This is a genomic window from Dongshaea marina (assembly GCF_003072645.1).
Classification (GTDB): domain Bacteria; phylum Pseudomonadota; class Gammaproteobacteria; order Enterobacterales; family Aeromonadaceae; genus Dongshaea; species Dongshaea marina.
In genome coordinates this window covers 3,393,690-3,414,277 of record NZ_CP028897.1, presented here as the reverse complement: position 1 = coordinate 3,414,277, position 20,588 = coordinate 3,393,690, and the positions used below count along the sequence as shown (strand labels likewise).

General features: G+C 50.5%; 25 protein-coding genes. 14 read left to right on the top strand and 11 right to left on the bottom strand.

The window, feature by feature from the left end:
- From secF to DB847_RS15980, 7 genes are all read left to right on the top strand, one after another.
- On the top strand, positions 1-933 hold the full coding sequence (gene secF / locus DB847_RS16010; protein ID WP_108651595.1) for a protein translocase subunit SecF: 933 nt from the start codon (positions 1-3) through the stop codon (positions 931-933).
- 71 nt (positions 934-1,004) lie between these two features.
- Positions 1,005-1,376 carry a rhodanese-like domain-containing protein gene (locus DB847_RS16005; protein ID WP_108651594.1) on the top strand — a complete coding sequence of 124 codons (372 nt, stop codon included), beginning with the start codon at positions 1,005-1,007 and terminating at the stop codon, positions 1,374-1,376.
- A 58-nt stretch (positions 1,377-1,434) separates the two neighbouring features.
- Positions 1,435-1,521, top strand: a complete 87-nt coding sequence (gene mprA / locus DB847_RS26695) for an MprA protease, GlyGly-CTERM protein-sorting domain-containing form (protein ID WP_108651593.1) — start codon at positions 1,435-1,437, stop codon at positions 1,519-1,521.
- The gene (locus tag DB847_RS15995; RefSeq protein WP_159084674.1) at positions 1,518-2,330 is read left to right on the top strand and encodes a lipoprotein NlpI; all 813 of its coding nucleotides are present in this window, start codon (positions 1,518-1,520) and stop codon (positions 2,328-2,330) included. The genes mprA and DB847_RS15995 overlap by 4 nt, the downstream gene beginning before the upstream one ends.
- A gap of 640 nt (positions 2,331-2,970) precedes the next feature.
- Positions 2,971-3,951 carry a M29 family metallopeptidase gene (locus DB847_RS15990; RefSeq protein ID WP_108652998.1) on the top strand — a complete coding sequence of 327 codons (981 nt, stop codon included), beginning with the start codon at positions 2,971-2,973 and terminating at the stop codon, positions 3,949-3,951.
- Between the two features lie 323 nt (positions 3,952-4,274).
- A complete protein-coding gene (locus tag DB847_RS15985; RefSeq protein WP_108651591.1) occupies positions 4,275-5,258 on the top strand; it encodes an HlyD family secretion protein in 984 nt (327 codons plus the stop codon).
- A 2-nt stretch (positions 5,259-5,260) separates the two neighbouring features.
- A complete protein-coding gene (locus tag DB847_RS15980) occupies positions 5,261-6,823 on the top strand; it encodes a DHA2 family efflux MFS transporter permease subunit (protein WP_108651590.1) in 1,563 nt (520 codons plus the stop codon).
- Between the two features lie 46 nt (positions 6,824-6,869).
- On the opposite strand, the gene DB847_RS15975 is transcribed toward DB847_RS15980, so the two are convergent.
- The 9 genes from DB847_RS15975 to ubiU form a co-directional block, all read right to left on the bottom strand.
- Positions 6,870-7,463, bottom strand: a complete 594-nt coding sequence (locus DB847_RS15975) for a TetR/AcrR family transcriptional regulator (RefSeq protein WP_108651589.1) — start codon at positions 7,461-7,463, stop codon at positions 6,870-6,872.
- 212 nt (positions 7,464-7,675) lie between these two features.
- Positions 7,676-8,008, bottom strand: a complete 333-nt coding sequence (locus DB847_RS15970; protein WP_108651588.1) for an ArsR/SmtB family transcription factor — start codon at positions 8,006-8,008, stop codon at positions 7,676-7,678.
- An 80-nt stretch (positions 8,009-8,088) separates the two neighbouring features.
- A complete protein-coding gene (locus DB847_RS15965; RefSeq protein WP_108651587.1) occupies positions 8,089-8,301 on the bottom strand; it encodes a hypothetical protein in 213 nt (70 codons plus the stop codon).
- A gap of 71 nt (positions 8,302-8,372) precedes the next feature.
- Positions 8,373-9,380, bottom strand: a complete 1,008-nt coding sequence (locus tag DB847_RS15960; RefSeq protein WP_234418417.1) for a permease — start codon at positions 9,378-9,380, stop codon at positions 8,373-8,375.
- Positions 9,381-9,634: 254 nt separating this feature from the next.
- On the bottom strand, positions 9,635-9,931 hold the full coding sequence (locus tag DB847_RS15955) for a hypothetical protein (RefSeq protein ID WP_108651585.1): 297 nt from the start codon (positions 9,929-9,931) through the stop codon (positions 9,635-9,637).
- A gap of 871 nt (positions 9,932-10,802) precedes the next feature.
- The gene (gene istB / locus DB847_RS15945) at positions 10,803-11,558 is read right to left on the bottom strand and encodes an IS21-like element helper ATPase IstB (RefSeq protein WP_108649424.1); all 756 of its coding nucleotides are present in this window, start codon (positions 11,556-11,558) and stop codon (positions 10,803-10,805) included.
- A 9-nt stretch (positions 11,559-11,567) separates the two neighbouring features.
- Positions 11,568-13,115, bottom strand: coding sequence for an IS21 family transposase (istA, locus tag DB847_RS15940; RefSeq protein WP_108649425.1), 1,548 nt, complete (start codon positions 13,113-13,115; stop codon positions 11,568-11,570).
- Positions 13,116-13,607: 492 nt separating this feature from the next.
- Positions 13,608-14,486: a U32 family peptidase gene (locus DB847_RS15935; protein WP_108651583.1), complete on the bottom strand. Its 879-nt coding sequence runs from the start codon at positions 14,484-14,486 to the stop codon at positions 13,608-13,610.
- Positions 14,487-14,494: 8 nt separating this feature from the next.
- Positions 14,495-15,490: a ubiquinone anaerobic biosynthesis protein UbiU gene (ubiU, locus tag DB847_RS15930; protein ID WP_108651582.1), complete on the bottom strand. Its 996-nt coding sequence runs from the start codon at positions 15,488-15,490 to the stop codon at positions 14,495-14,497.
- Positions 15,491-15,682: 192 nt separating this feature from the next.
- On the opposite strand from ubiU, the gene ubiT reads away from it, so the two are divergent.
- Positions 15,683-16,204 carry a ubiquinone anaerobic biosynthesis accessory factor UbiT gene (gene ubiT / locus DB847_RS15925; protein WP_407644421.1) on the top strand — a complete coding sequence of 174 codons (522 nt, stop codon included), beginning with the start codon at positions 15,683-15,685 and terminating at the stop codon, positions 16,202-16,204.
- On the opposite strand, the gene DB847_RS26120 is transcribed toward ubiT, so the two are convergent.
- Positions 16,201-16,335, bottom strand: coding sequence for a hypothetical protein (locus DB847_RS26120; protein ID WP_267897718.1), 135 nt, complete (start codon positions 16,333-16,335; stop codon positions 16,201-16,203). The two genes, ubiT and DB847_RS26120, sit on opposite strands and share 4 nt — an antisense overlap.
- A gap of 5 nt (positions 16,336-16,340) precedes the next feature.
- Entirely contained in the window at positions 16,341-16,571 is a 231-nt protein-coding gene (locus tag DB847_RS15920; RefSeq protein WP_159084673.1) for a hypothetical protein, read from the bottom strand.
- A gap of 142 nt (positions 16,572-16,713) precedes the next feature.
- On the opposite strand from DB847_RS15920, the gene trmJ reads away from it, so the two are divergent.
- The 6 genes from trmJ to hscB all read left to right on the top strand — a co-directional run bounded on the left by trmJ (position 16,714) and on the right by hscB (position 20,577).
- Positions 16,714-17,442 (top strand): tRNA (cytosine(32)/uridine(32)-2'-O)-methyltransferase TrmJ, encoded by a 729-nt coding sequence (gene trmJ / locus DB847_RS15915; protein WP_108651580.1) that lies wholly within the window; start codon positions 16,714-16,716, stop codon positions 17,440-17,442.
- 125 nt (positions 17,443-17,567) lie between these two features.
- Positions 17,568-18,023 (top strand): Fe-S cluster assembly transcriptional regulator IscR, encoded by a 456-nt coding sequence (gene iscR / locus DB847_RS15910; RefSeq protein WP_108651579.1) that lies wholly within the window; start codon positions 17,568-17,570, stop codon positions 18,021-18,023.
- 51 nt (positions 18,024-18,074) lie between these two features.
- Complete coding sequence (locus tag DB847_RS15905) at positions 18,075-19,289, top strand: IscS subfamily cysteine desulfurase (RefSeq protein ID WP_108651578.1); 1,215 nt, start codon at positions 18,075-18,077, stop codon at positions 19,287-19,289.
- Between the two features lie 36 nt (positions 19,290-19,325).
- Positions 19,326-19,712: a Fe-S cluster assembly scaffold IscU gene (iscU, locus tag DB847_RS15900; RefSeq protein ID WP_108651577.1), complete on the top strand. Its 387-nt coding sequence runs from the start codon at positions 19,326-19,328 to the stop codon at positions 19,710-19,712.
- A 14-nt stretch (positions 19,713-19,726) separates the two neighbouring features.
- Positions 19,727-20,050 (top strand): iron-sulfur cluster assembly protein IscA, encoded by a 324-nt coding sequence (gene iscA, locus DB847_RS15895; protein WP_108651576.1) that lies wholly within the window; start codon positions 19,727-19,729, stop codon positions 20,048-20,050.
- Between the two features lie 8 nt (positions 20,051-20,058).
- Positions 20,059-20,577, top strand: coding sequence for a co-chaperone HscB (hscB, locus tag DB847_RS15890; RefSeq protein WP_108651575.1), 519 nt, complete (start codon positions 20,059-20,061; stop codon positions 20,575-20,577).
- Positions 20,578-20,588 lie beyond the last annotated feature (11 nt).

Genomic DNA, 20,588 nt, shown 5'->3' with positions numbered 1-20,588 from the left:
ATGTTTCAGATTTTGAAGCCAGGCCGGACTATCCCTTTTATGAGGTTTGCGGTTCCGGCGTCGGTATTCTCTTTGATTTTGGTGGTACTGGCTGTTGCCAGTATCTGTATCAAGGGATTTAACTGGGGTCTTGATTTCACCGGTGGTACCGTCATCGAGATAAGCTTCAGCCATGCGGCTGATCTGCCGGGGGTGCGTGAGGTACTTAAGGAGAAGGGTGTTGATGCCCTGGTGCAGAACTATGGCACCAGCCGTGACATTATGATCCGGATGGCCCCGAGCAAAGACCTCAAGGCAGCCCAACAGGGTCAGCAGCTGATGGATGCGGTGCAGAGTAAGTATCCCTCTGCAACCCTCAAGCAGATGGAGTTTGTTGGCCCATCCGTGGGTAAACAACTTGCCTGGCAGGGTGGACTCGCGGTTCTGGTGGCTCTGTTGTGTATCCTGATGTATGTCTCGATGCGCTTTGAGTGGCGTCTGGCGCTGGGAGCCGTATTGGCCCTGGCCCACGACGTGATCATCACTGTGGGGATCTTCTCGTTCTTCCATATCGAGTTTGATCTCACGGTGCTGGCCGCCGTACTGACCGTGGTGGGTTACTCACTCAACGATACCATAGTGGTATTCGACCGGGTGCGGGAGAACTTCCGGCGTCTGCGTAAGGGCGACTCGGTGCGGATCATCGATGTATCGATGACCGAGACCCTGAGCCGGACCCTGATCACCTCGGCAACGACTCTGGTGGTGGTGATCTCCCTGTATGTCTGGGGCGGCGCCATGATCCACAACTTCTCACTCTTGTTGGTGATCGGTATCGGTTTTGGTACCTACTCATCCATCTATGTGGCAAGTGCCTTTGCCATGTTCCTGGGTGTGAAGCGCGAACACCTGATGCCGCCTAAGGTTGAGAAAGAAGGGGCCGATCTGCCTTAGATCGTCTCTGGATTGACTCGAGTGATAAAGGAGCGCAATAGCGCTCCTTTTTTTAATTAAGGAGCACAAAGATGCAACATAGCGAAGGTTTTTTATCCCTGGTTAATAGGGTTCGCCCCTGTGTTCGTGAGGTGGATGTTCACTGGGTAAAGGCAAGATATCCTGAGGGCGAGTTTGTATTGCTGGATGTTCGTGAGGCGGATGAACTCCGGTCCGGCAAGCTTCCGGGTGCCACTCACCTTGGAAAAGGGGTGATCGAGCGCGACATTGAGCAGCTGTTTCCTGACAAAGAAACCCCTCTGGTGCTCTACTGCGGTGGCGGCTTTCGCTCCATCCTGGCGGCGGATAATCTCAACAAGATGGGGTATCAGCAGGTGATCAGCATGGATGGTGGTTTTCGCGGCTGGAAGGAGGCGGGCTACCCGATTGAAAACCCAAGCTAAGCTTAAGGGAAAGAGTGCCGTTAACTAACATATCGGATGAGGTGAGGCAGGAGGCCCGATGTCAGGAGGTGTATTCCAGCGCTGGATCGCGATTGCCCTGTTAGCGGCGGGCCTTTTAGGCTGCAGCTCCCGGGGGGGAAAGTGAGCGACTACCCACCGATGGCCCTGCCTCTTCAATCGACCCAACAGGATCAGTGGGCGGTCTTCCAGCTGGGTCACCTGCTGGCTCAAAAAGATCTGGAGCAGGTTGAGCAGGCAAGGCTGCATTACGAGCGCGGGGTGATCTGGGATAGACTGGGGCAGGGGGCCCTGGCTCTGGTCGACTTTAATCGCTCCCTGAGGCTGCGCCCGGATTTTGCCGATGTGCATTTTAGCCTTGGCCTCTACCTGCTGCAAAATAATAAGATCCCTCAATCCTATGATGAGTTTGACTCGGCGATTGAACTGAATCCCGACGAATTTGAGGTCTATCTGCAGCGAGGGGTGGCTCTTCTCTATGGTCGACGCCCCCAGCTGGCGATCGACGATTTCCAGTGGCTTTTGAATCATCACCCCTATTTTGCGGAAGCCGCCCTGTGGCGTTATCTGGCTCGCTATAAAGATGATCCTGACAGGGCGATTCAAGAGCTAAAGAGCTGGCAGCAAAACAGCCAAAGTAAGGGACTGGTGCTCTCTTTGAGTCACTACTACCTGGGTGAGTTGCCACATCGGGAGCTGCTCACTCAGAGTGTGGCCCTGTCGAGTAACAACCGGACCCTGGCCGAGCATCTGTGTGCCAGTTACTTTTACCTTGGGAAATATCAGCAACTTAAAGGAAACAATCAATTAGCTAACTACTTTTTCAGGTTGGCGATTGCACAAAACTCCTATGCCCAGCCGACTCACCGCTACGCCTTGCTGGAGTTGGCACTGAACCAGCCAAAAGTCGGATTAAAAGATCCTAAGTTGAAGTGAGATTTACTCCCTTAATTTGCATCGATAATGTTGCCGGGCTCGCTCACAACGCTAGCTTTACTCAGCTTGGTGATCTCGCAAAGACCCATTGATAGAGTTTGGTTCAGTAGACTAAGGACTTTGCTGTTTCCTCAACTCCGAGAAGATCCGTTGTTTCTGCCGGGCTTGTCCTTTCGCTCTCTTCTTATGTGCCGTTCAGCTTCATGACTAATTGCGGCTAACTTTCTTTATGAGAGTTGCATCCTACAACTTTGATTCAAGGGCACTTGCCTTAAGAAATTCATACTTGTCGTTTTTTGTAGATGTAGGAGGTGACAGGATGAATGCATGTAACATAAATGTAATGTGGTTGTTGCTGGGGTGTTGATCGTTGCTGTGGGTGTGGTAGGGTTCTATTCGAGTCTCAAGACTCTTTAAGCAAGCATTCTAAATTAGGCATTCAGTAAGGAGAAATTCCAATGCAGGATATAGTTTTTGAAGAGTGGTTAGATGAAGAAACGCATGAAGATGGTGTTGAAATCATGAATGAAAGTGCAGTGGTACCTTTTGGTACAGCGCTTTGGCCATAAGACATGTCATGATATAGAGGATGTTTCATCCTCTATATTTTATCTTGATAAAGAGGAATATAGGATTTGAAATGAAGAGCCAAAGTATTTATAACATGTATGAATGCTTAAAGAATCATCCAGCCATCTCAGAAAAGGTAAAGCAAGGTAATAACATCAGAGTTCTCATAGGTTCAGATGAAGAGAATATGCAGTTGTCTTTAGCTATTTCTGAATCATGTCACTTGAAAAATATATCCAGTGTTAATGTCATTAATTTGTCTCTATCTCCCTCCGATTATGTTGAAGAGCAGATTGATTCATCAGATATTTACATCTTTATATACTCTTCGGCAACACTTAAAAAACCTATGCCCAAGGGCCCGTCATTCATTGTTGAACTCAAAAACGTTTTGTCTCGAACATGGAAGAAGTCTGTGATCTTTAAAGATTATGGCGTCTATTTTGATACCGCATTTCAAGAGGGGCCAGATACGATTAGAGCTATCAATAATGATCTGATTTGCTTATCTGGAGCGGCAAAAAAGCTATCTTACCATGATGGTTATGGAGGGAAAATTACAGGGACATTAGATGATGAGGCAAAATGGACATCTATTGATGGCTTTGGAAATCCGGATGTAGTTCCAGGAGAGATTGCCACAAGAATAAAAGATTTATCTGGTGAGATATGCTTTAGCGGTACATTTTTAAGCACCGTGCCTTTTGCGATAAAATATGGTGTCGTTGATGAATTAATGATGCTGAAAGTTGAGGCTAGTAAGGTGGTTGATTTTCATACGAACAATCATCAATTCAGAGATGACTTCATGAAGTATCTTAACCACAACCAGGGTAACTCAATCATTGAAGAGTTTGGGATAGGAACCAATATCGGCATAAAAGAGCTCTACGGAAGAAATGCGGGTTTTGAGGAGAGACATCCTGGATTACACCTTGGGCTTGGCGGAGGGATCTCAGGCAGCCATCATTTGGACCTTATATTTTCAAGAGGCAGCCTCTCCTTTGATGATTCTACTTTTTTCAAAAATGGCCAATTTATTTATAACTAAGCCGCATCTGTTAAGGCTTAGTTGAGCCGTGTTGGAGGCGGTCAGCATGGTTGCTGGCGTCTATTGAGCACTTCATCAGAGTTGAACTATCGGCTTGGGGGATGACTCTGTGGCGCAGGGCAGCCCTGCTGGCTACTATCCCGATTGTGACCTCTCCTACTTATCCCTGGAAATAGCTCCTCATAAGTCTTTCATCTGGTAAAAATGAGCCCCTGAAACTGAGAGAGACCAAGTTGCTGGCTATGGCCAGTAAATTCGCACTTGAATTTATGGACCGATCGGTCCCATAATGTGTTTCCTATTTTTATATCGGTGGCTTATCCATGAAAAAGAAAGTGTTCATTGCAGTCATTGCACTGGTGGTCGTGGGGTGTCTGGCATTTTACTGGCGCTATTCTTCTCTTCATCCAAGTACTGACAATGCGTATATAAAAGCCCATGTCGATCAGATCTCCAGCCAGGTGTCGGGGCAGGTTTCATCGGTTGAGGTTTCTGATCATCAAGAGGTAACCAAAGGGCAGCTGTTATTTACACTGGATTCCCGGCCGTTTGAGATTGCGGTAACCAAGGCAAAGGCTGAACTGGATCTCACTCGGCAGAATATCCAGTCGATGCAGGCACAGATCCTCAGTGATAAGGCGATGGTCCGGGAGAGAGAATCACAGCTGCAGTTAGCGCAAAAAAATAACGACAGGATCCTTGCCCTAGTGGCGGCAGGACAGAGTCCTGTCTCAGCAAAAGACGATGCCCAGACTAGGCTCGCGGTTGCTCAGTCCAGCTTAAAAGTGGCCAGGCAAGCTTTGGATAAGACTCAGGTTGAGCTTGGTAACCCGGGAGATATGAATGCCCAGCTCCGTCAGGCGAAAGCGGTATTGGCCCAAGCTGAATTAGATTTACAGCATACCCGGGTTTTGGCTCCTGCAGATGGAACCATAGAAAAGCTCAGCCTCAGAGCCGGGGATGCGATTACTGAAATGCAGCCCCAATTCGTGGTGATTGAGTCTAAAAATTGGTGGGTTGATGCAAACTTCAAGGAAACTGACTTATCTAAGATCAGGGTGGGTCAGTCCGTTGATGTTGAACTGGATCTCTATCCCGGGCTCAAGCTTCACGGAAAAGTTGCAGACATCAGTGATGGAAGTGGCTCAAGCTTCTCCATTTTGCCACCCGAGAATGCGACCGGAAACTGGGTCAAGGTGACTCAGAGATTCCCGGTAAAAATTAAGTTTACCCAGTCACTGCCTGTTTCCAAGCCGTTACGTATGGGGGCCAGTGCCAATGTGACCGTCAATGCATCCAAGGCTTAACCATGAGCAAGGCATTTGACTCACAGAGTAATTTTATTCCCTGGTTGGTCACTAGCATACTGACTTTGGTGACAGCCGTAGAAATTCTCGACATGACCATAGTCTCTGTATCACTAAAGGATATGGGAGGTGCCCTGGGAGCGACTCAGGAGCAGATCAGCTGGACGGTGACTTCTTATGTGGTCATGTCTGCCATCGTCATGCCCCTGAGTGGTTTTTTAACCGCACGACTGGGTCGTATAAAGTTACTACTCGCAGTGGTGGTTGGTTTTGGGATTTTCTCTATGCTGTGTGGTTTATCCACAAGTCTTGAAGAGATGATTATTTTTCGTGGGTTTCAGGGAGCCTTTGGCGCCCTGATGGCACCGATATCTCAATCGATCATCACTGAGTTATTCATGGAGAAGGATAAATCAAAGCTGGGAGCTGCCATGGGGATCTATGGTATGGGCGTGATGGCGGCGCCAGTCTTTGGACCGATCATGGGAGGTTACCTGACTGAAAATGTCAGTTGGCACTGGGATTTTTTCGTGAATATCCCGATCATCATGCTGGTTCTGCCCCTGCTGGTCGTCTTCATTAAGGACACAGAAAAGCAGCCCAAGAATATCGATTGGTATGGGTTACTCCTCATGAGCCTTTGTATCGGTGCGTTTCAGGTCACCCTGGATCAAGGAGCCTCCAAAGATTGGTTTGACTCGAACCTCATCGTAATTCTATCTGGAGTTTCGCTCGTTAGCTTCATTGTGTTTTTGCTCCGGGGAATCAAATTAGGCCCGCAGAACATCATAAACCTCAACCTGTTCAGAGACAGACTTTTTACCGGCTCCTCTATTATTTTGATGTTCTTTGTCATGATTGCGGTCGGGCTGGTCACCTGGTTGCCCCAGTTTTTACAAACCTTGTTGGGGTACCCGGCATTTAGTGCCGGTGAGGCGATATCTGTGCGTGGTATCTTTGGGATTGTTGGCATGATGCTTGTGTCAGCTCTGATCCGTAAAGTACCAGCCTATCTTCTGGTCATCACAGGATTGGTACTCACCGCCTGTAGCTCTTATCTTATGATGACCAGTTTTTCACTGCTGGTGAATGATTCTGTGTTGTTTGTTCCAAATATACTCCAGGGGCTGGCAATCGGCTTTATTTTCCTACCCTTGATGGAGCTGGCGTTTCAGGGATTCTCATCGAAGGACAGGGATGAAGCTTCAGGGCTTTTTAATTCAGCACGAAGTATAGGGAGTTCAATCGGAGTCTCCATCATGGCAACCATCAATGTTAGCCTGACTCAGGTGAACTGGAATGAGCTTGGGGGTCAGCTATCTCCGCTTAATCCAAACCTGAGAAACTGGCTTCACGCCCAGGGGTATTCGCTCTCTAACTTACAGGATGTCGCGCTGCTGCAGAACATGCTCGGCTCCCAGTCTGCGATGATCGCCTTTAACGATATACTCTTCTTCACCATGCTACTGTCACTGCTGATGATCCCCATGGCATTTTTACTGAAAAAGCCAGGGGGTTGGTTTAGGGTAGAGCAGGGGCATGAAGAGGGAATAGCGCTCCATTAGAGGCTTGCCAGATAGCGAGTATAGTACGAGATCCTGACATATAGTTTTATGCTAGGATTTCGTGGATCTGTTCAACCAGGGAGTTTACCGTCTCTGGGCTGGCTTCCATCTTATTGATGACTTTTAGCCCGATAATGAAAGTCATCAATAAAGAGGAAAGCTCTTTAGGGGACTTGGTGTTACACATCTCTCCCTCACTCTGGGCCTGAGCTAACAGGCCTTCGATCGCCTGGCGTGTCCTCTCCATCTCTTTTGCGATTCGTGAGGAAACAAGCTTAGCCGTGCTGTCTTCGGACAGCTCACAGATCGAGTTTACAAAGAAGCAGCCCTTTGAGTTTTTGCTTTGCTCGGCAGGAAAGGCAATTAACCGGGTCATCTCAAGGATGGCTGCTTTCGCAGATGACGCATTTTCGATGCACTCATGGAAGATAGCATTTTCATTTTTGATGTAAAGATCCAGGCACTGCTCGAATAATTGTTGCTTGGAGCCAAATTTTTGATACAGGCTGCTTTTGGAAAGCCCCATCGCCTGCATCAGATCTGCCGTTGAGGTGGCCTCAAAGCCTTTTTTCCAAAAGAGCTCCATCGCTTTTGAGAGTGCGATATCGGGGTTGAATGTGAGGGGTCTGCCTTTTTTCATCGCTCAACTATACCATTTACAATCAGATACAAGGTGATCTAAATCATCTGAAACTTGGATCTGCCGAGTTGACTCAATCTTGCCTATCCGCTGCTCCTCGCTCAAATCGATTATCTCGCACGTGTCACTGCGGGTATAGGGCAAGACTATTTGTCTGTCAAAAAAGATTTAGGCCGGATTGTTCAGCTCCGCCGAAGTGAGATGACCATCTCTCAGGCCTTTGAGGGCTTAATGCCTGGCCGGTGGTGCTGCTCGCCCGGCTCGTGAATACAGCACTCCTCAACAAGAAAGTTGATCACTGAGTCCAGGTATTGGTATTGGGCAACACAATACAGGGTTCTGCTCTCTCTTCTCTGACTGACAAGGCCAGCAGAGACAAGGCCCGAAATATGATGAGACAGGGTTGAGGCTGGAATGTTCAGCTGGGCCTGGATCCCGCCCACTGAGATCCCCTGGTATCCAGCCTTCACCACGCATTTGTAGATGGTCAGCCTCGTCGGGTGACCCAACTCCTTGAGTGCATTAGCCGCGATCTCAATATTCATGATATCTCCACCTCTATTTTGCTCTTCATTATATTCACACAGTACAGATGAGGGCTTCAATGCCGTATCGAGCCATGAACTCAATCCTCTTTGTTGTCAGAGTAACATGACTGCGGACTCTTCAATCTATCCCGGAGTATTCCTGCCACCATGATGGAGCCAATGCTCAGGAGTGCAATGGCGATGGCGGAGCTTATCGGGTATGCCTGAACAACATCTGTGTTTTTAGAGACAAGGCTCAAGATAAAAGAGATCAATAGAATTTGTGCCAGGACTATGGGTTTCTTAATCATATCTGTCTCTCAACTTTTGTGATGAAGTGTCACCCCACTCTACTCATAGAAGAGGTAGAGTGGGGGACTTGTCAGGCAAACAGGTAGCTATACAGGTAGCCTGCACCGATCGCCATTGTCAGGATCACGGTCAAAAAGGCGGCAATCATCTGATTCTTAAAAATAGATTTCAGAAGGATCACCTCGGTGAGGCTGGCTCCGGCACTACCGATGATCAGTGCCATCACAGAGCCCATCGCCATCCCTTTCTTGACCAGGGCCGCACTCAGGGGGATCACAGCTTCGGCACGAATATACAGCGGGATGCCGATCACAGCCGCAATGGGAATCGCATACCAATGACCAGCCCCTGCGTATTGCGCAATCAGATCCGTGGGGATAAAGCCGTAAATGAAAGATCCGAGTAAAATTCCTGCCAGCAGGTAAGGCAGTACCTGCTTAAAGTCCTTCCAGGTTGTACGCCAGACCCGAAGCCAGCGACTCTCCTCTTTGATAGTCAATACAGCTTCCCCGCTCAGGTTCATCGTAACTGAGCCCGCACAATCTGAAGCCTTGCTCGGATCACGCACTGACTCACAGTGTGAAGTACTCACCTTAGGCGCTGAATCACAGCCACATCCGGAACTCGTTTTTGAAGTGCCACAGCCCGAAGGAGTTGCGGTTTCCTCATAAGCCTCTTTGCGTACATACCTTTCAAAGCCCAGCTTTTCCAGGAGTAAGCCGGCACTGATAGAGACCAGCATGGCAACCAGGAAATAGAAGAGTGCGACTTTGATCCCAAAGGTCACTACAAACAGGCCTATGATCACCGGGTTGAGCAGTGGACTGCTGAAGAGGAATACCAGCATAGGTCCAAAGCCCGCTCGAGCACGAAGTAGCCCCTTGAGAAAGGGGATGGTCGAGCAGGAGCAAAATGGAGTGATTGAGCCGAGCAGCGCAGCAATCACATAGCCTTTGCCTTTGCGTGAGCTTAAGATCGATTGGATCTTTTCAGGAGTGATGAACTCCTGAAGCACACCAACCAGATAGCTGATGGCAATGAACAAAATGGTAAGCTCTGCGGCTAAGAAAACAAACATATGGGCTGCTTCCTTAAACATCGCAAATATTTCAGGACTCATGACAGTTACCTCTCTTAACTATAATTCGATATATCCGGAAATATAGAATTAATGATGTGTAGTGTCAAATCGTTATTACTGTATTTTTCGAAATAACTATGGCGTTTGGCTCAATCTATTGATTAATAGGTGATTTATTTTTGATGAGGGTTTAGGTTCAGTTGATGTTTTTCGGTTTCAAGCTGTAGCAGCCTTAAGGTGCCGCTCATATTTCATAGGGTTCCATGGAGTGTGGAATGCCTGAACATGGTGTTATCAGCCGCCTGTGTATAGCACGAACAAATGTTCTTTATTGCTACAAAGCGAGCTTTTACTTTGTCCTTCGGACTGAAGTATTTGTGCCAGCGGTACATTTGCCGCTGCCGAGCGGCGGCGGGAAAAGGGTATTGCTTGTCCAATACCCTCTTTACTCCCAAGGACACCCCGGTATTTGCTTCATCCTCATGTTTCAAGTTCGCAAAAGTACAGACAAACAGTACCTCCATGTACTGGTTGTCTTTTCGTGGCATCCTTGCCACTCCCTCTGTGCTCCTACTTGAAACCCTCGGCGCAACGGGGCCCTAAATCTCCGTGAGCGAGCGCCGAGGCGAGCCGTTAAGGATTAAGGTTGAGCGATAGGGATATCGTGAAAGCTTAGCCATCACATGGACGTGATGTCTAAGCGGTGCCTTGAGCCTTAGGTGAGACGAGGATGCAGCGAGGTTCGGGGCGCTAGGGGATTGCAAAGGGGAAAGGCGTTTGCCCCTTTGCTCGCTGTCGGGCGATTCCGACATTCATGCAGCGCAGCTGCAAAAAGGTTATCCGCAGGATATATATAAGGTTTGCTATTGGTACAAAGCGAACCTTAATCATTTGACCTGCGGTCGGCGGTTTTGTGCCTGCGGCACAATTGTCCGACCGCGGATGCTGCACAAGGAAGTGCGAATGTAGCGGTAGCCATGGATGACGTAAGCTACCTGCGGGTCAGGCCGTTCCCAGGCATCCTGCCTTCCACGGCATTGATACATCCTGTATGGCAGGAACTGCTCACCCTGTCCCCCTAACAACCCCGAGGGTGCCCCCCGATTCGCGTTGATCCTCAGAGCCACTGGTTTTATGAGATACGCAGAAACGAGCCATCCATGGCTCGACCCTGCTTTCAGGATATCCATATCCTTCAATCTCAAACACCAACGTGACCCTTCGGTGCGAATCAAAGGGGAGTTTAAACCCCGTTAGCGAGCGCTGAGGCGAACGATAAACCCACTATTTTGTTTTCGAGGCAGGATGCCGAGCACCGGAGCTTGATGGAAGGACCCATTGCGTATTATCGCGATGGCGATCACCGAATAATATGATGTCGATCACCTCAACATCCCGTCTCACAGACTGGGTTATTTTTTACCCTGAGTGATCGGCATCCGTCAACTCTGCGGTGATTTTTCTCATCGATTCTCCGCATAATTCTACACGGATCGCTCCATGAACCAGACGATCCAGGATCGCATCCGCATGGGTTGATTCACCGATCATTGTGTGCCAGTGCTCCAGCGGAAGCTGGCTGCCGATCAGTGTGGCTCCGTGACCATGGCGAGCATCGATTAACTCCAGTAGATCGCTACGCTGAAGCGCATTCAGCGACTCCAGTCCCCAGTCATCGAGGATCAGAAGCGGCGTGTTTCTCAACTGAACCATCAGCTTTCGATAGCTGCCATCAGCCTGAGCCAGCTGCAGTTGCTCCAGCAGCTCTTTAAACCGGAAGTAGCGAACCCCGAGTCCCTGCAGACAGAAGTGATGGCCCAGGGCGCAGGCCAGATAGGTTTTCCCGCACCCGGTCGCCCCGGTCAGGATCAGAGTCTGCCCCAGGCTAAGCCAGTATCCCTCTGCCAGTGAGCGGATCTGGGCTCTATGCAAGCCGCGATCACTTCGATAATCCAGTTGCTCCAGATTTGCCTGCAGCCGGAATCGGGCCTGCTTGATAAGGCGCTCGATCCGCCGCTGAGACCGATCCGTCAGCTCCTGCTCCAGCAGCAGGCTGAGTCGCTCTTCGAACCCGAGTTCCTGGTAGTGCCCGGGTTGCTGATGTTGCCTTTCCAGGGCATCCCGGATACCACTTAGTTTCAGCTCCCGAAGTTGCTGTTTGAGTTGTTCTGTCATCTTTGATCCTTAGTGATAGTAGCCTGAGCCACGGATATTGAGGTGAGTGAGCTCCGCCAGACGATCCGGCTGAGTTTCGGGCAGTGGCTGGCCATCCAGCCCCTTTTCCAGGATGGAGCGGATCCCTTTCTGATAGTAAACGCCCGTTCGGTCTGCTCGCTGGCAGGCCGCTTCTAAGCGGGGGCGTCCATATCGCTTTTCCAGGTTGAGGATCCCAAGGCTGGCCCGATATCCAAGCTCCGGGTGGGACTTTCGGTAGAGCAGCTGTTTGATCACCGCAAGCGTGGAGGGGCCTATCTCCTGAGCCCAGTTCAGAAAGCGTCCCGGGGTCCATTGCATCTGCTTTTGGTGTGCGACCGGCATATGATCGGGGTGGGTGGTTTGCCCTCCCTGCTGATAGCTGCGTGGATGTGTCGCGACACAGCGACCACCATGATAGATCCGTACCAGGTTGTCGCAGATATGCGCTTCAAGCTTGCGTTTGAGCAGGGTATAGGGAACCGAGTAGTAGTGCTTGTCGAGCTCGATGTGATAGTCGATATGAACCCGAACCGCCTTCACCCGGGTGAACTGATAGGGGTTTTGAGGCAGCGATTTGAGCACCGGTTTGTCTAGCAATTCAAACTGTGATTTACGGCTTCCCGGCAGCTTCTTGAACGGGCGATTGTTCAACTCGGTGAGCAGAGCCCCGATCCGCTGGTTTAGCTGAGCCAGACTGAAGAAGGTCTCATGGCGCAGTTTTGCCAGGATCCAGCGCTCAACGATCTGCACGCCCACCTCAGCCTTGGCTTTATCTTTGGGCTTGTAAGGACGGGCAGGAAGCACTGCAACACCATAGTGTGCAGCCAGCTGCTGATAGGTAGGATTGAGATCTGGCTCGTAGCGACACGCTCTACTGACTCCGCTTTTGAGATTATCCGGAACGATCATCTCTGGTACTCCCCCCAGAAATTCGAAGGCCCGTTTATGGCTCATCACCCAGTCTTCCAGCCCCTGACTCAAGGTTGCATCGGCGTAGGTGTAGCTGGATGCACCCATCACAGCGACAAAGATCTGAGCCCGACGCTCCTCCCCAGTCCTCGGATCCACGATGGGCACGGTTGGACCGCAGTAATCAACAAACAGTTTTTCACCGGCTTTATGGCTCTGACGCATTGAGGGAGACTGGCATTTACGCCACTCACGATAACGCATGCAGTAATGGTTATAGCTGTAGTGGTTCTTGGGATGTCGCTCAGCATACTCCTCCCACAGGAGTTGTAGCGTCATCCCTTTGCGTCTGAGCTCCTGATGGGCCACGGCCCAATCCGGCAGAGGAGGTGTCTGACGAACCGTGATCCGGGTCTCAAGGAACTCACGGCGCAGCCGCTCTTCATCCCACTCAGCAGGCAGAGGCCATTGGCATAGCCCCATCTGTTGGGCCCTTTTGCAGTAATTGGACACAGTCGACGGAGACACAGACAGGCTGCTTGCGATCTGGCGGTGACTCAGGCCGCCTTGGTACTTGAGTCTGAGGATCTCTTTGAGTTTTCGCATGGTGATATGCACCGTTGGCATGGCTGGCTCTCCGCTCGAGGTCAAACAGAGAGCATAGCCGGTTAAAAAAACACCTGCGAAACGGGAGTTGAAATGAATAACATTTCGGTCGGGACTGCATAATATTCATGCCGATCACCCAATAATATAAAACTCAAAAGTGATCGCCATCGATATTATTGAGCGATCGCGATCGATATTATTCAGTGATCGCTATCGATCTTATTGGGTGATCGCGATGGACCAAAAAACGCAGACCCATCACGCGAAGGGAGCTTTTGATTACTTTTGGCGGTACAAAAGTAATGTGCTGCCGGCACCCCGGCGATAACGCAGCGCAGCTGAAAAAAGGCTATCCGCAGGATATATAAGGTTCGCTATTGGTACAAAGCGAACAGGATAATTTGACCTGCGGGCCGGCAGATTTGCCTGGAGGGATTGTTAGGGAACTGGATAAGAGGTGCATTATTTTGCACCTCTTTACTCCAGGGAAGAGAGCAGCACTCCCGGCGGTCAGTTTCGCAGCTCCATCCCTTCGATTCGGTGCCAGTAACCGTTGCAAAATTCATCGGCTGCGAGTTTCTCAGAGGCGTCGCCCTGTTGATTGGCCCGGAATTTTTCCAGCCAGTCGAAAGTTCCATCACCAAGGGGACTTAATCGAACCACATCGACCAGTTCCTGCATGCCGGGCAGATCATTGAGCAGGTTTTGGCATAGGCCGGATTGAGTCTGGATACCGTTGAGAGTAAACAGCCGCTTCTCATCCTGGTTGATTACCGGCTTGCCATTGGGGTGGTTGAGACAGCGTAGCTGGCAATCATCTTTAGGGAGATCTTCGGAGCGGGCGGTGAAGCAGCGGGCCGAGTAAGCCAGTGGCAGGTAGCCATGGCCAAACACCTCCACCTCAAACTTATCGTTAATTCCGAGGGTGGCACATTGATCAAGTAGTTTCACCAGCCAGTCCCGGGAGAGCTCAACCGGCATCACCCAACGATTCATCCCCTGGCGGCAGAGCAACTGCAGCACCTCAGCGTTGTAGCAGTTGATGGCGTGGCCACAGACAAAGGGTAGGCCCTGCTCGGCGAGATAATGCACCGCGCCCAGATCATTAGCTTCGACCCGAAACTCTCCATTCTCACAGTAACGCTTCACCAGCTTGAGCTCGCCGGGTGCCTCAATCAGTGCCTGGGTCGACAGAACAACCTCTTTGCCACTATCGGCCAGCATCCGCGCCAGCTCCAGCCACAGTTCAGGTCGTATCTGGTTACGTTTGCTGCAGATGGTTTCGCCAAGATAAACGATGTCACAGGGGGATTGGCTGGCTTTTTGATAAAAATCCTCAACTCTCTCCCGGGGCCAGAAATAGAGGATGGGTCCTAGAGAAAACTTCATGATGTCTCCTATTGCCACTGGCGGTGATAGGCACCGAGGGTTGTTTGATTTCCTTCAGAGATGGATTGCAGTTGTTGTTGCCAGTTTGTGGCAACGCGATATCCCGCAGGGTTGCTTTGGTAGCTGTCGATCGCCTCACGCCAGATCCTGGCGACAGTTGCCACATAGGCCGGGCTGCGCTGGCGTCCCTCGATCTTCACCGAGCGGATCCCAAGCTCGAACAGATCCGGCAGCAGCTCAAGGGTGTTGAGGCTGGTCGGCTCCTCCAGGCTATGGCCAAGCTTACCATCGACCTTATAGCGTCCCTTACATAGGGTGGGATATCCGGCTTGCTCACCCCCTGCACAGCGATCCAGCAGTACATCGTTGAGACGAGTCTCTAATCCGGCCGGCGTCTCATTCCAGCGAACAAACTTAGCCGGGGAACAGGCACCAACCGTGTTGGGGCTTTCTCCGGTGAGATAAGAGGAGAGATAACAACGCCCCTCAGCCATGATACACAGGCTACCAAAGGCAAACACCTCCAGCTCAGCATCCGTATGCTGTGAAAGTTGGCGAACCTGCTGCAAGGAGAGTACCCGGGGTAAGACCACCCGCTTGATATTAAACTGCTTCTGGTAAAAAGCGATCGCCGCGCTGTTGGTTGCGGAAGCCTGGACCGACAGGTGTAACTCCATCTCGGGGTAGCGCTGCGCGGCATAATCTAACACCGCCAGATCGGCGATGATTAGCGCATCGGCTCCCAGGGCTACCCCCTTATCGACCGCCTGCTTCCAGCGTTCACCACTGTCCGGGTGGGCAAAGGTGTTGATCGCTATATGTAGCTTGCGGCCATGCAGGTGGACATAATCCGCCGCCTTTTGCAGTTTTTTGTCGTTAAAATTAAGCCCGGCAAAATGGCGGGCATTGGTTTCATCTTTGAAACCGATATAGACAGCATCGGCTCCGTTGTCGACGGCCGCTTTGAGCGCCGGCAGGCTCCCGGCGGGGCAGAGAAGTTCCATGGCTGTGAGATCCCAACAATCAAAATTGCGCCTATTCTAGACTGAGTTTTATTGCCAATCTTGACCTGAGGCATGAGATGAAACTGTTTGCTCACAAACTAGCCAGACGATGAGCTAAAAATTGATGTTTTACAGGTTATTTTCCTGCTATGTCCTATATACTGTGCGGCTGATCTGAAGGAGGGCGATATTTTGATCAAAACAATTCATCATAATCTGGTTCGCTATGCACCTGCCATGTTACGGATCCCGGCACGTTTCACTCCCTTTGTGCTGCAAAAAGAGATCTTGCTGCGGGTGATGAAAACTGTGTTTCAGGAAGCCCTCGAAGATGGGGATTTTGAGTTTCTTGAGAACCAATGGCTCAAGGTCGAGATCCGGGATCTCGGGTTGTGCTGGTATATCAGCTATGAGAATGACAAGCTTCAGGTTGCTGAGCACAGCTCGCGGGTAGATGTCTGCTTTAGCGGGGAGCTCAACGATCTGATCCTTGTAGCGGCTCATAAGGTCGATCCCGATACCCTGTTTTTCCAGCGCCGTCTGCGGATCGAGGGAGATACCGAGCTTGGATTAGAGGTTAAAAACCTGCTGGATAGTATCGATCTGGAGACTCTGCCAAAGCTGATGCGCCAGGGGCTTGGCGAGCTGGCACGTTTTATTGAGTCGGCGCAGCTTGATGTTTCAGCGATGCCGATTGCAGGAAAAACAGCCTAGTATTGGTTTTTCTGATGATCCCGGTGGCGGGTTCGGATATGAAACTGCATTAAGCCATAAACCAGCAGGACAATGGCGATCACCAGAATCAGGGTTTTTTCTGCATAAGAAAATAGAACGATTGCGATCAAGACGTTCAGAAATGGATTGAACTCATAGAGCCCCTTGGGAAGAAAAATACTCTTCGGGGGCGCTGGTCCGGGTTGGTGCGCCGATGATTGGAGCGCATGATCCAGACGATGGAGCCTGCTAAATATAAGATGATACCAGCAATGGTGAAAACAATGTTCTGCTTCGAGAGGATCAAGCCTGCACCTGCAACCAGGTAGATATAGGGAAGTAGCTCATAGGTTGAACGGTTAAGCATCTGCAACGGTTCCACATCCATGTTCTATTGCTTTTAGTGTAGTCCTGATAAGAGATGGGATAGAAAAGCTTGTCTCTTAGCGGCGCACAAAACGAGTTGGCTGTGATAGACTTGCCACCTATTTTCAAGATTTGAATGAAAGATGTTACAAAATATCCGAGTTGTCCTGGTTAATACATCACATACTGGAAATATTGGCTCCGCTGCCCGGGCGATGAAAACCATGGGAATCACCGATCTGGTGCTGGTTAATCCTGTTGAGCAGCCCGATGGTAAATCTGTGGCTCTGGCGGCCGGAGCCAGTGACATACTGGCAAGGGCCCGAACGGTAAATAGCTTGCAGGAAGCGATTGCCGATTGTGGTCTGGTGATCGGAACCAGCGCGCGCTCGCGTACTCTGCAGTGGCCGATGCTGGATTCGCGTGAGGCTGGAGAGAAGGCTGCCGGCGAGTCAGCGCAACACAAGGTTGCGTTCGTATTTGGTCGGGAGCGAACCGGTCTGACCAATGATGAGCTGCAACTGTGTCACTTCCATGTGGCGATTCCGGCAAACCCTGAATATAGCTCCCTGAATCTGGCAATGGCGGTGCAAACCCTCTGCTATGAGGTGCGTATGGCGACCTTGGCCCTTGAGACACAGGAGGAGGTGTCACAAGAGCAGGAGTATCCGCTGCAGCAGGATCTCGAGCGCTTTTTTGTACATCTTGAACAGACCCTGCTTGAGAGCGGCTTTATCATCCGCCAGCACCCGGGGCAGGTCATGAGTAAATTGCGTCGTTTATTTACCCGGGTACGTCCTGAAGCTCAGGAATTGAACATCCTGCGCGGTATTCTCAGCTCCCTGCAAAAGAAGATGCAGAGCGAGAAATAGCCATGTCAATATTCAGCTAAACTTAAAGTTGAAATACTTGACTAAAATAGTCAGGTAATAAGTTGACTAATTTAGTCAACTATGGAATTATCCGCACACTTATTTTCATTGGTTCGGGAATTCTTATGAGATTGACATCAAAAGGACGATACGCTGTTACTGCGATGCTGGATGTTGCCCTGAATAGTCAGCAAGGTCCCGTGCCGCTGGCCGATATATCGGACAGGCAGGGGATCTCCCTGTCATATCTTGAACAACTGTTTGCCCGGCTACGCCGCCAGGGGTTGGTGAGCAGTGTCAGGGGACCGGGGGGCGGTTATCGCCTGGGAATGGAAGCGGCACAGATCTCGGTTGGAAAGGTGATTTCTGCCGTTAATGAGTCGGTCACCGCAACCCGCTGTCATGGAGAGGAGGGGTGTCAGGGAGGCCAGCGTTGCCTCACTCACCATCTGTGGCAGGATCTCAGTGAGCAGGTGTCAAGCTTCCTGGAAGGTATTTCATTGGCAGAGTTGATTCTGCGCTCTGAGAAGTCACTCACTTCAGAGAACGACGATCAATATAAGATCGAGGTTCAGCAGTAATATTTTCTTGGCTTAGTAGAGCCAAGCGCCTTGGGGATAATGGAGAAGAAGATGAAGTTGCCTATCTATTTAGATTATGCGGCAACTTGCCCAGTTGATGAGCGAGTTGCCCAAAAAATGATGCAGTGCCTGACACTTGACGGCACCTTTGGTAATCCTGCATCACGCTCACACCGTTTCGGTTGGCAAGCCGAAGAGGCGGTGGATCTGGCACGGGATCAGGTAGCCGAGCTGATTGGCGCAGATCCTCGCGAGATCGTGATCACTTCCGGGGCGACCGAGTCCGATAACCTGGCGATTAAGGGCGCAGCCCACTTCAACAAAAAGAAGGGCAATCACATCATCACTTCCCGGACCGAGCATAAGGCGGTGCTTGACACCTGCCGCCAGCTGGAGCGTGAAGGGTTCGAGGTCACATACCTCACCCCCGGAGATGATGGCTTATTCAGCATTGAGCAGATTGAACAGGCGATGCGTGATGACACCATTTTGGTGAGCTTGATGCACGTCAATAACGAGATTGGTGTGGTTCAGGATGTCAAGGCGATCGGTGAGCTGTGTCGCTCTCGTAAGATCCTGTTCCATGTGGACGGTGCCCAGAGCGTTGGAAAAATTCCGGTTGATGTCAATGAGATGAACATCGACATGCTCTCTATCTCCGGCCATAAGATGTACGGACCTAAGGGGATCGGTGCCCTGTATGTACGTCGTAAGCCCCGGGTTCGCCTGGAAGCTCAGATGCATGGTGGTGGCCATGAGCGTGGCATGCGCTCAGGGACTCTGGCAACCCACCAGATTGTGGGTATGGGAGAAGCGGCACGCCTTGCCAAAGTTGAGATGGCTGAAGAGACTCAGCGTATCCTGGCACTGCGTGAGCGTCTGTGGAACGGCATCAAGGATATTGAGGCGGTCCAGCTCAACGGCTCTTTAGAGCACCATGTACCGGGTATTTTGAATGTGAGCTTTGCCTACGTCGAAGGTGAGTCACTGATGATGGCCCTTAAAGATCTGGCGGTTTCCTCGGGCTCAGCCTGTACCTCCGCCAGCCTTGAGCCATCTTATGTATTGCGCGCTCTGGGGCTCAATGATGAGCTGGCACACAGCTCCATTCGTTTCTCCATTGGTCGTTTTACCACAGAGCAAGATATCGATTATGCGATCGAGCTGATCCAAAAGTCGATCACCAAGCTGCGTGAGATGTCTCCACTTTGGGATATGTACAAGCAGGGTGTCGATCTGGACCAGGTCGAGTGGCAGCATCACTAAGATGCATCAAGCAACACAGATTAAGCGAGGCTGATTATGGCATATAGCGAAAAAGTGATTGATCACTATGAGAATCCGCGTAATGTTGGGGCCATGGATGCCAATGACCCAAATGTTGCGACCGGAATGGTTGGTGCACCCGCCTGTGGCGATGTCATGAAGCTCCAGATCAAGGTGAGTGACGAGGGTGTGATTGAAGACGCCAAGTTTAAAACCTATGGCTGTGGATCTGCGATTGCATCCAGCTCACTGGTCACCGAATGGGTGAAAGGTAAAACCTTGGATGAGGCGAGCGCTATTAAGAACACTGAGATTGCCGAAGAGCTGGCACTGCCTCCGGTGAAGATCCACTGTTCTATCCTTGCGGAAGATGCGATCAAGGCCGCGATTGACGATTACAAGAATAAACATACAGATAAATAAGTAGGAGTAGTGTAATGGCCATCACCATGACCGATGCAGCAGCAAGCCGGGTTAGTGATTTCTTACAGAAACGGGGCGGTGGAATTGGCCTGCGGTTGGGAATCAAAACTTCAGGTTGCTCGGGACTGGCTTACGTGCTGGAGTTTGTCGATGAGCTGGCGGATGACGATCAGGTCTTTGAGATCCAGGGTGTAAGGGTGGTGGTTGATGCTAAGAGCATGATCTATCTGGATGGGACTGAGCTGGATTTCGTCAAAGAGGGGCTGAATGAAGGGTTTAAATTCAATAACCCCAATGCTACGGATGAGTGTGGTTGCGGCGAAAGCTTCCATGTATGAGGCCTTTGATGAACTACTTTGAGCTGTTTGGTTTTACAGAGGACTTTGAGATAGATAAAGCGCGGCTTGCCGCGCTTTATCGCCAGTTACAATCCCGGTTTCACCCGGATAAATTTGCTGCGGCACCGGCAAATGAACGTCTGATTGCTGTGCAGCGCGCAGCCGAGATCAACGATGGTTACCAGACCCTGAGCTCTCCCCTGCGCCGGGCAGAATACCTGCTTTCTCTGCGTGGTATCGATCTTAAATCTGAGCAGCAGACGCTGCGGGATCCTGCCTTTCTGATGCAGCAGATGGAGTGGCGGGAAAAGCTTGCCGAGATCGCGCATCACAAGGATCCGGAGCAGAGTATCACCGACTTTGAAACGCTGCTGAGCGATGAGTTTTTGACCATGCAGCAGCAATTTGTCGCCTTTTTTAGCCAGCAACAGTACAGCGAAGCTGCGGATATGTTACGCAAGCTCAAGTTTATCGATAAGCTACAGCAGGAGCTGGAGCAGCTCGCGGATAAACTGTTCGAAATATAATAATCGATTAA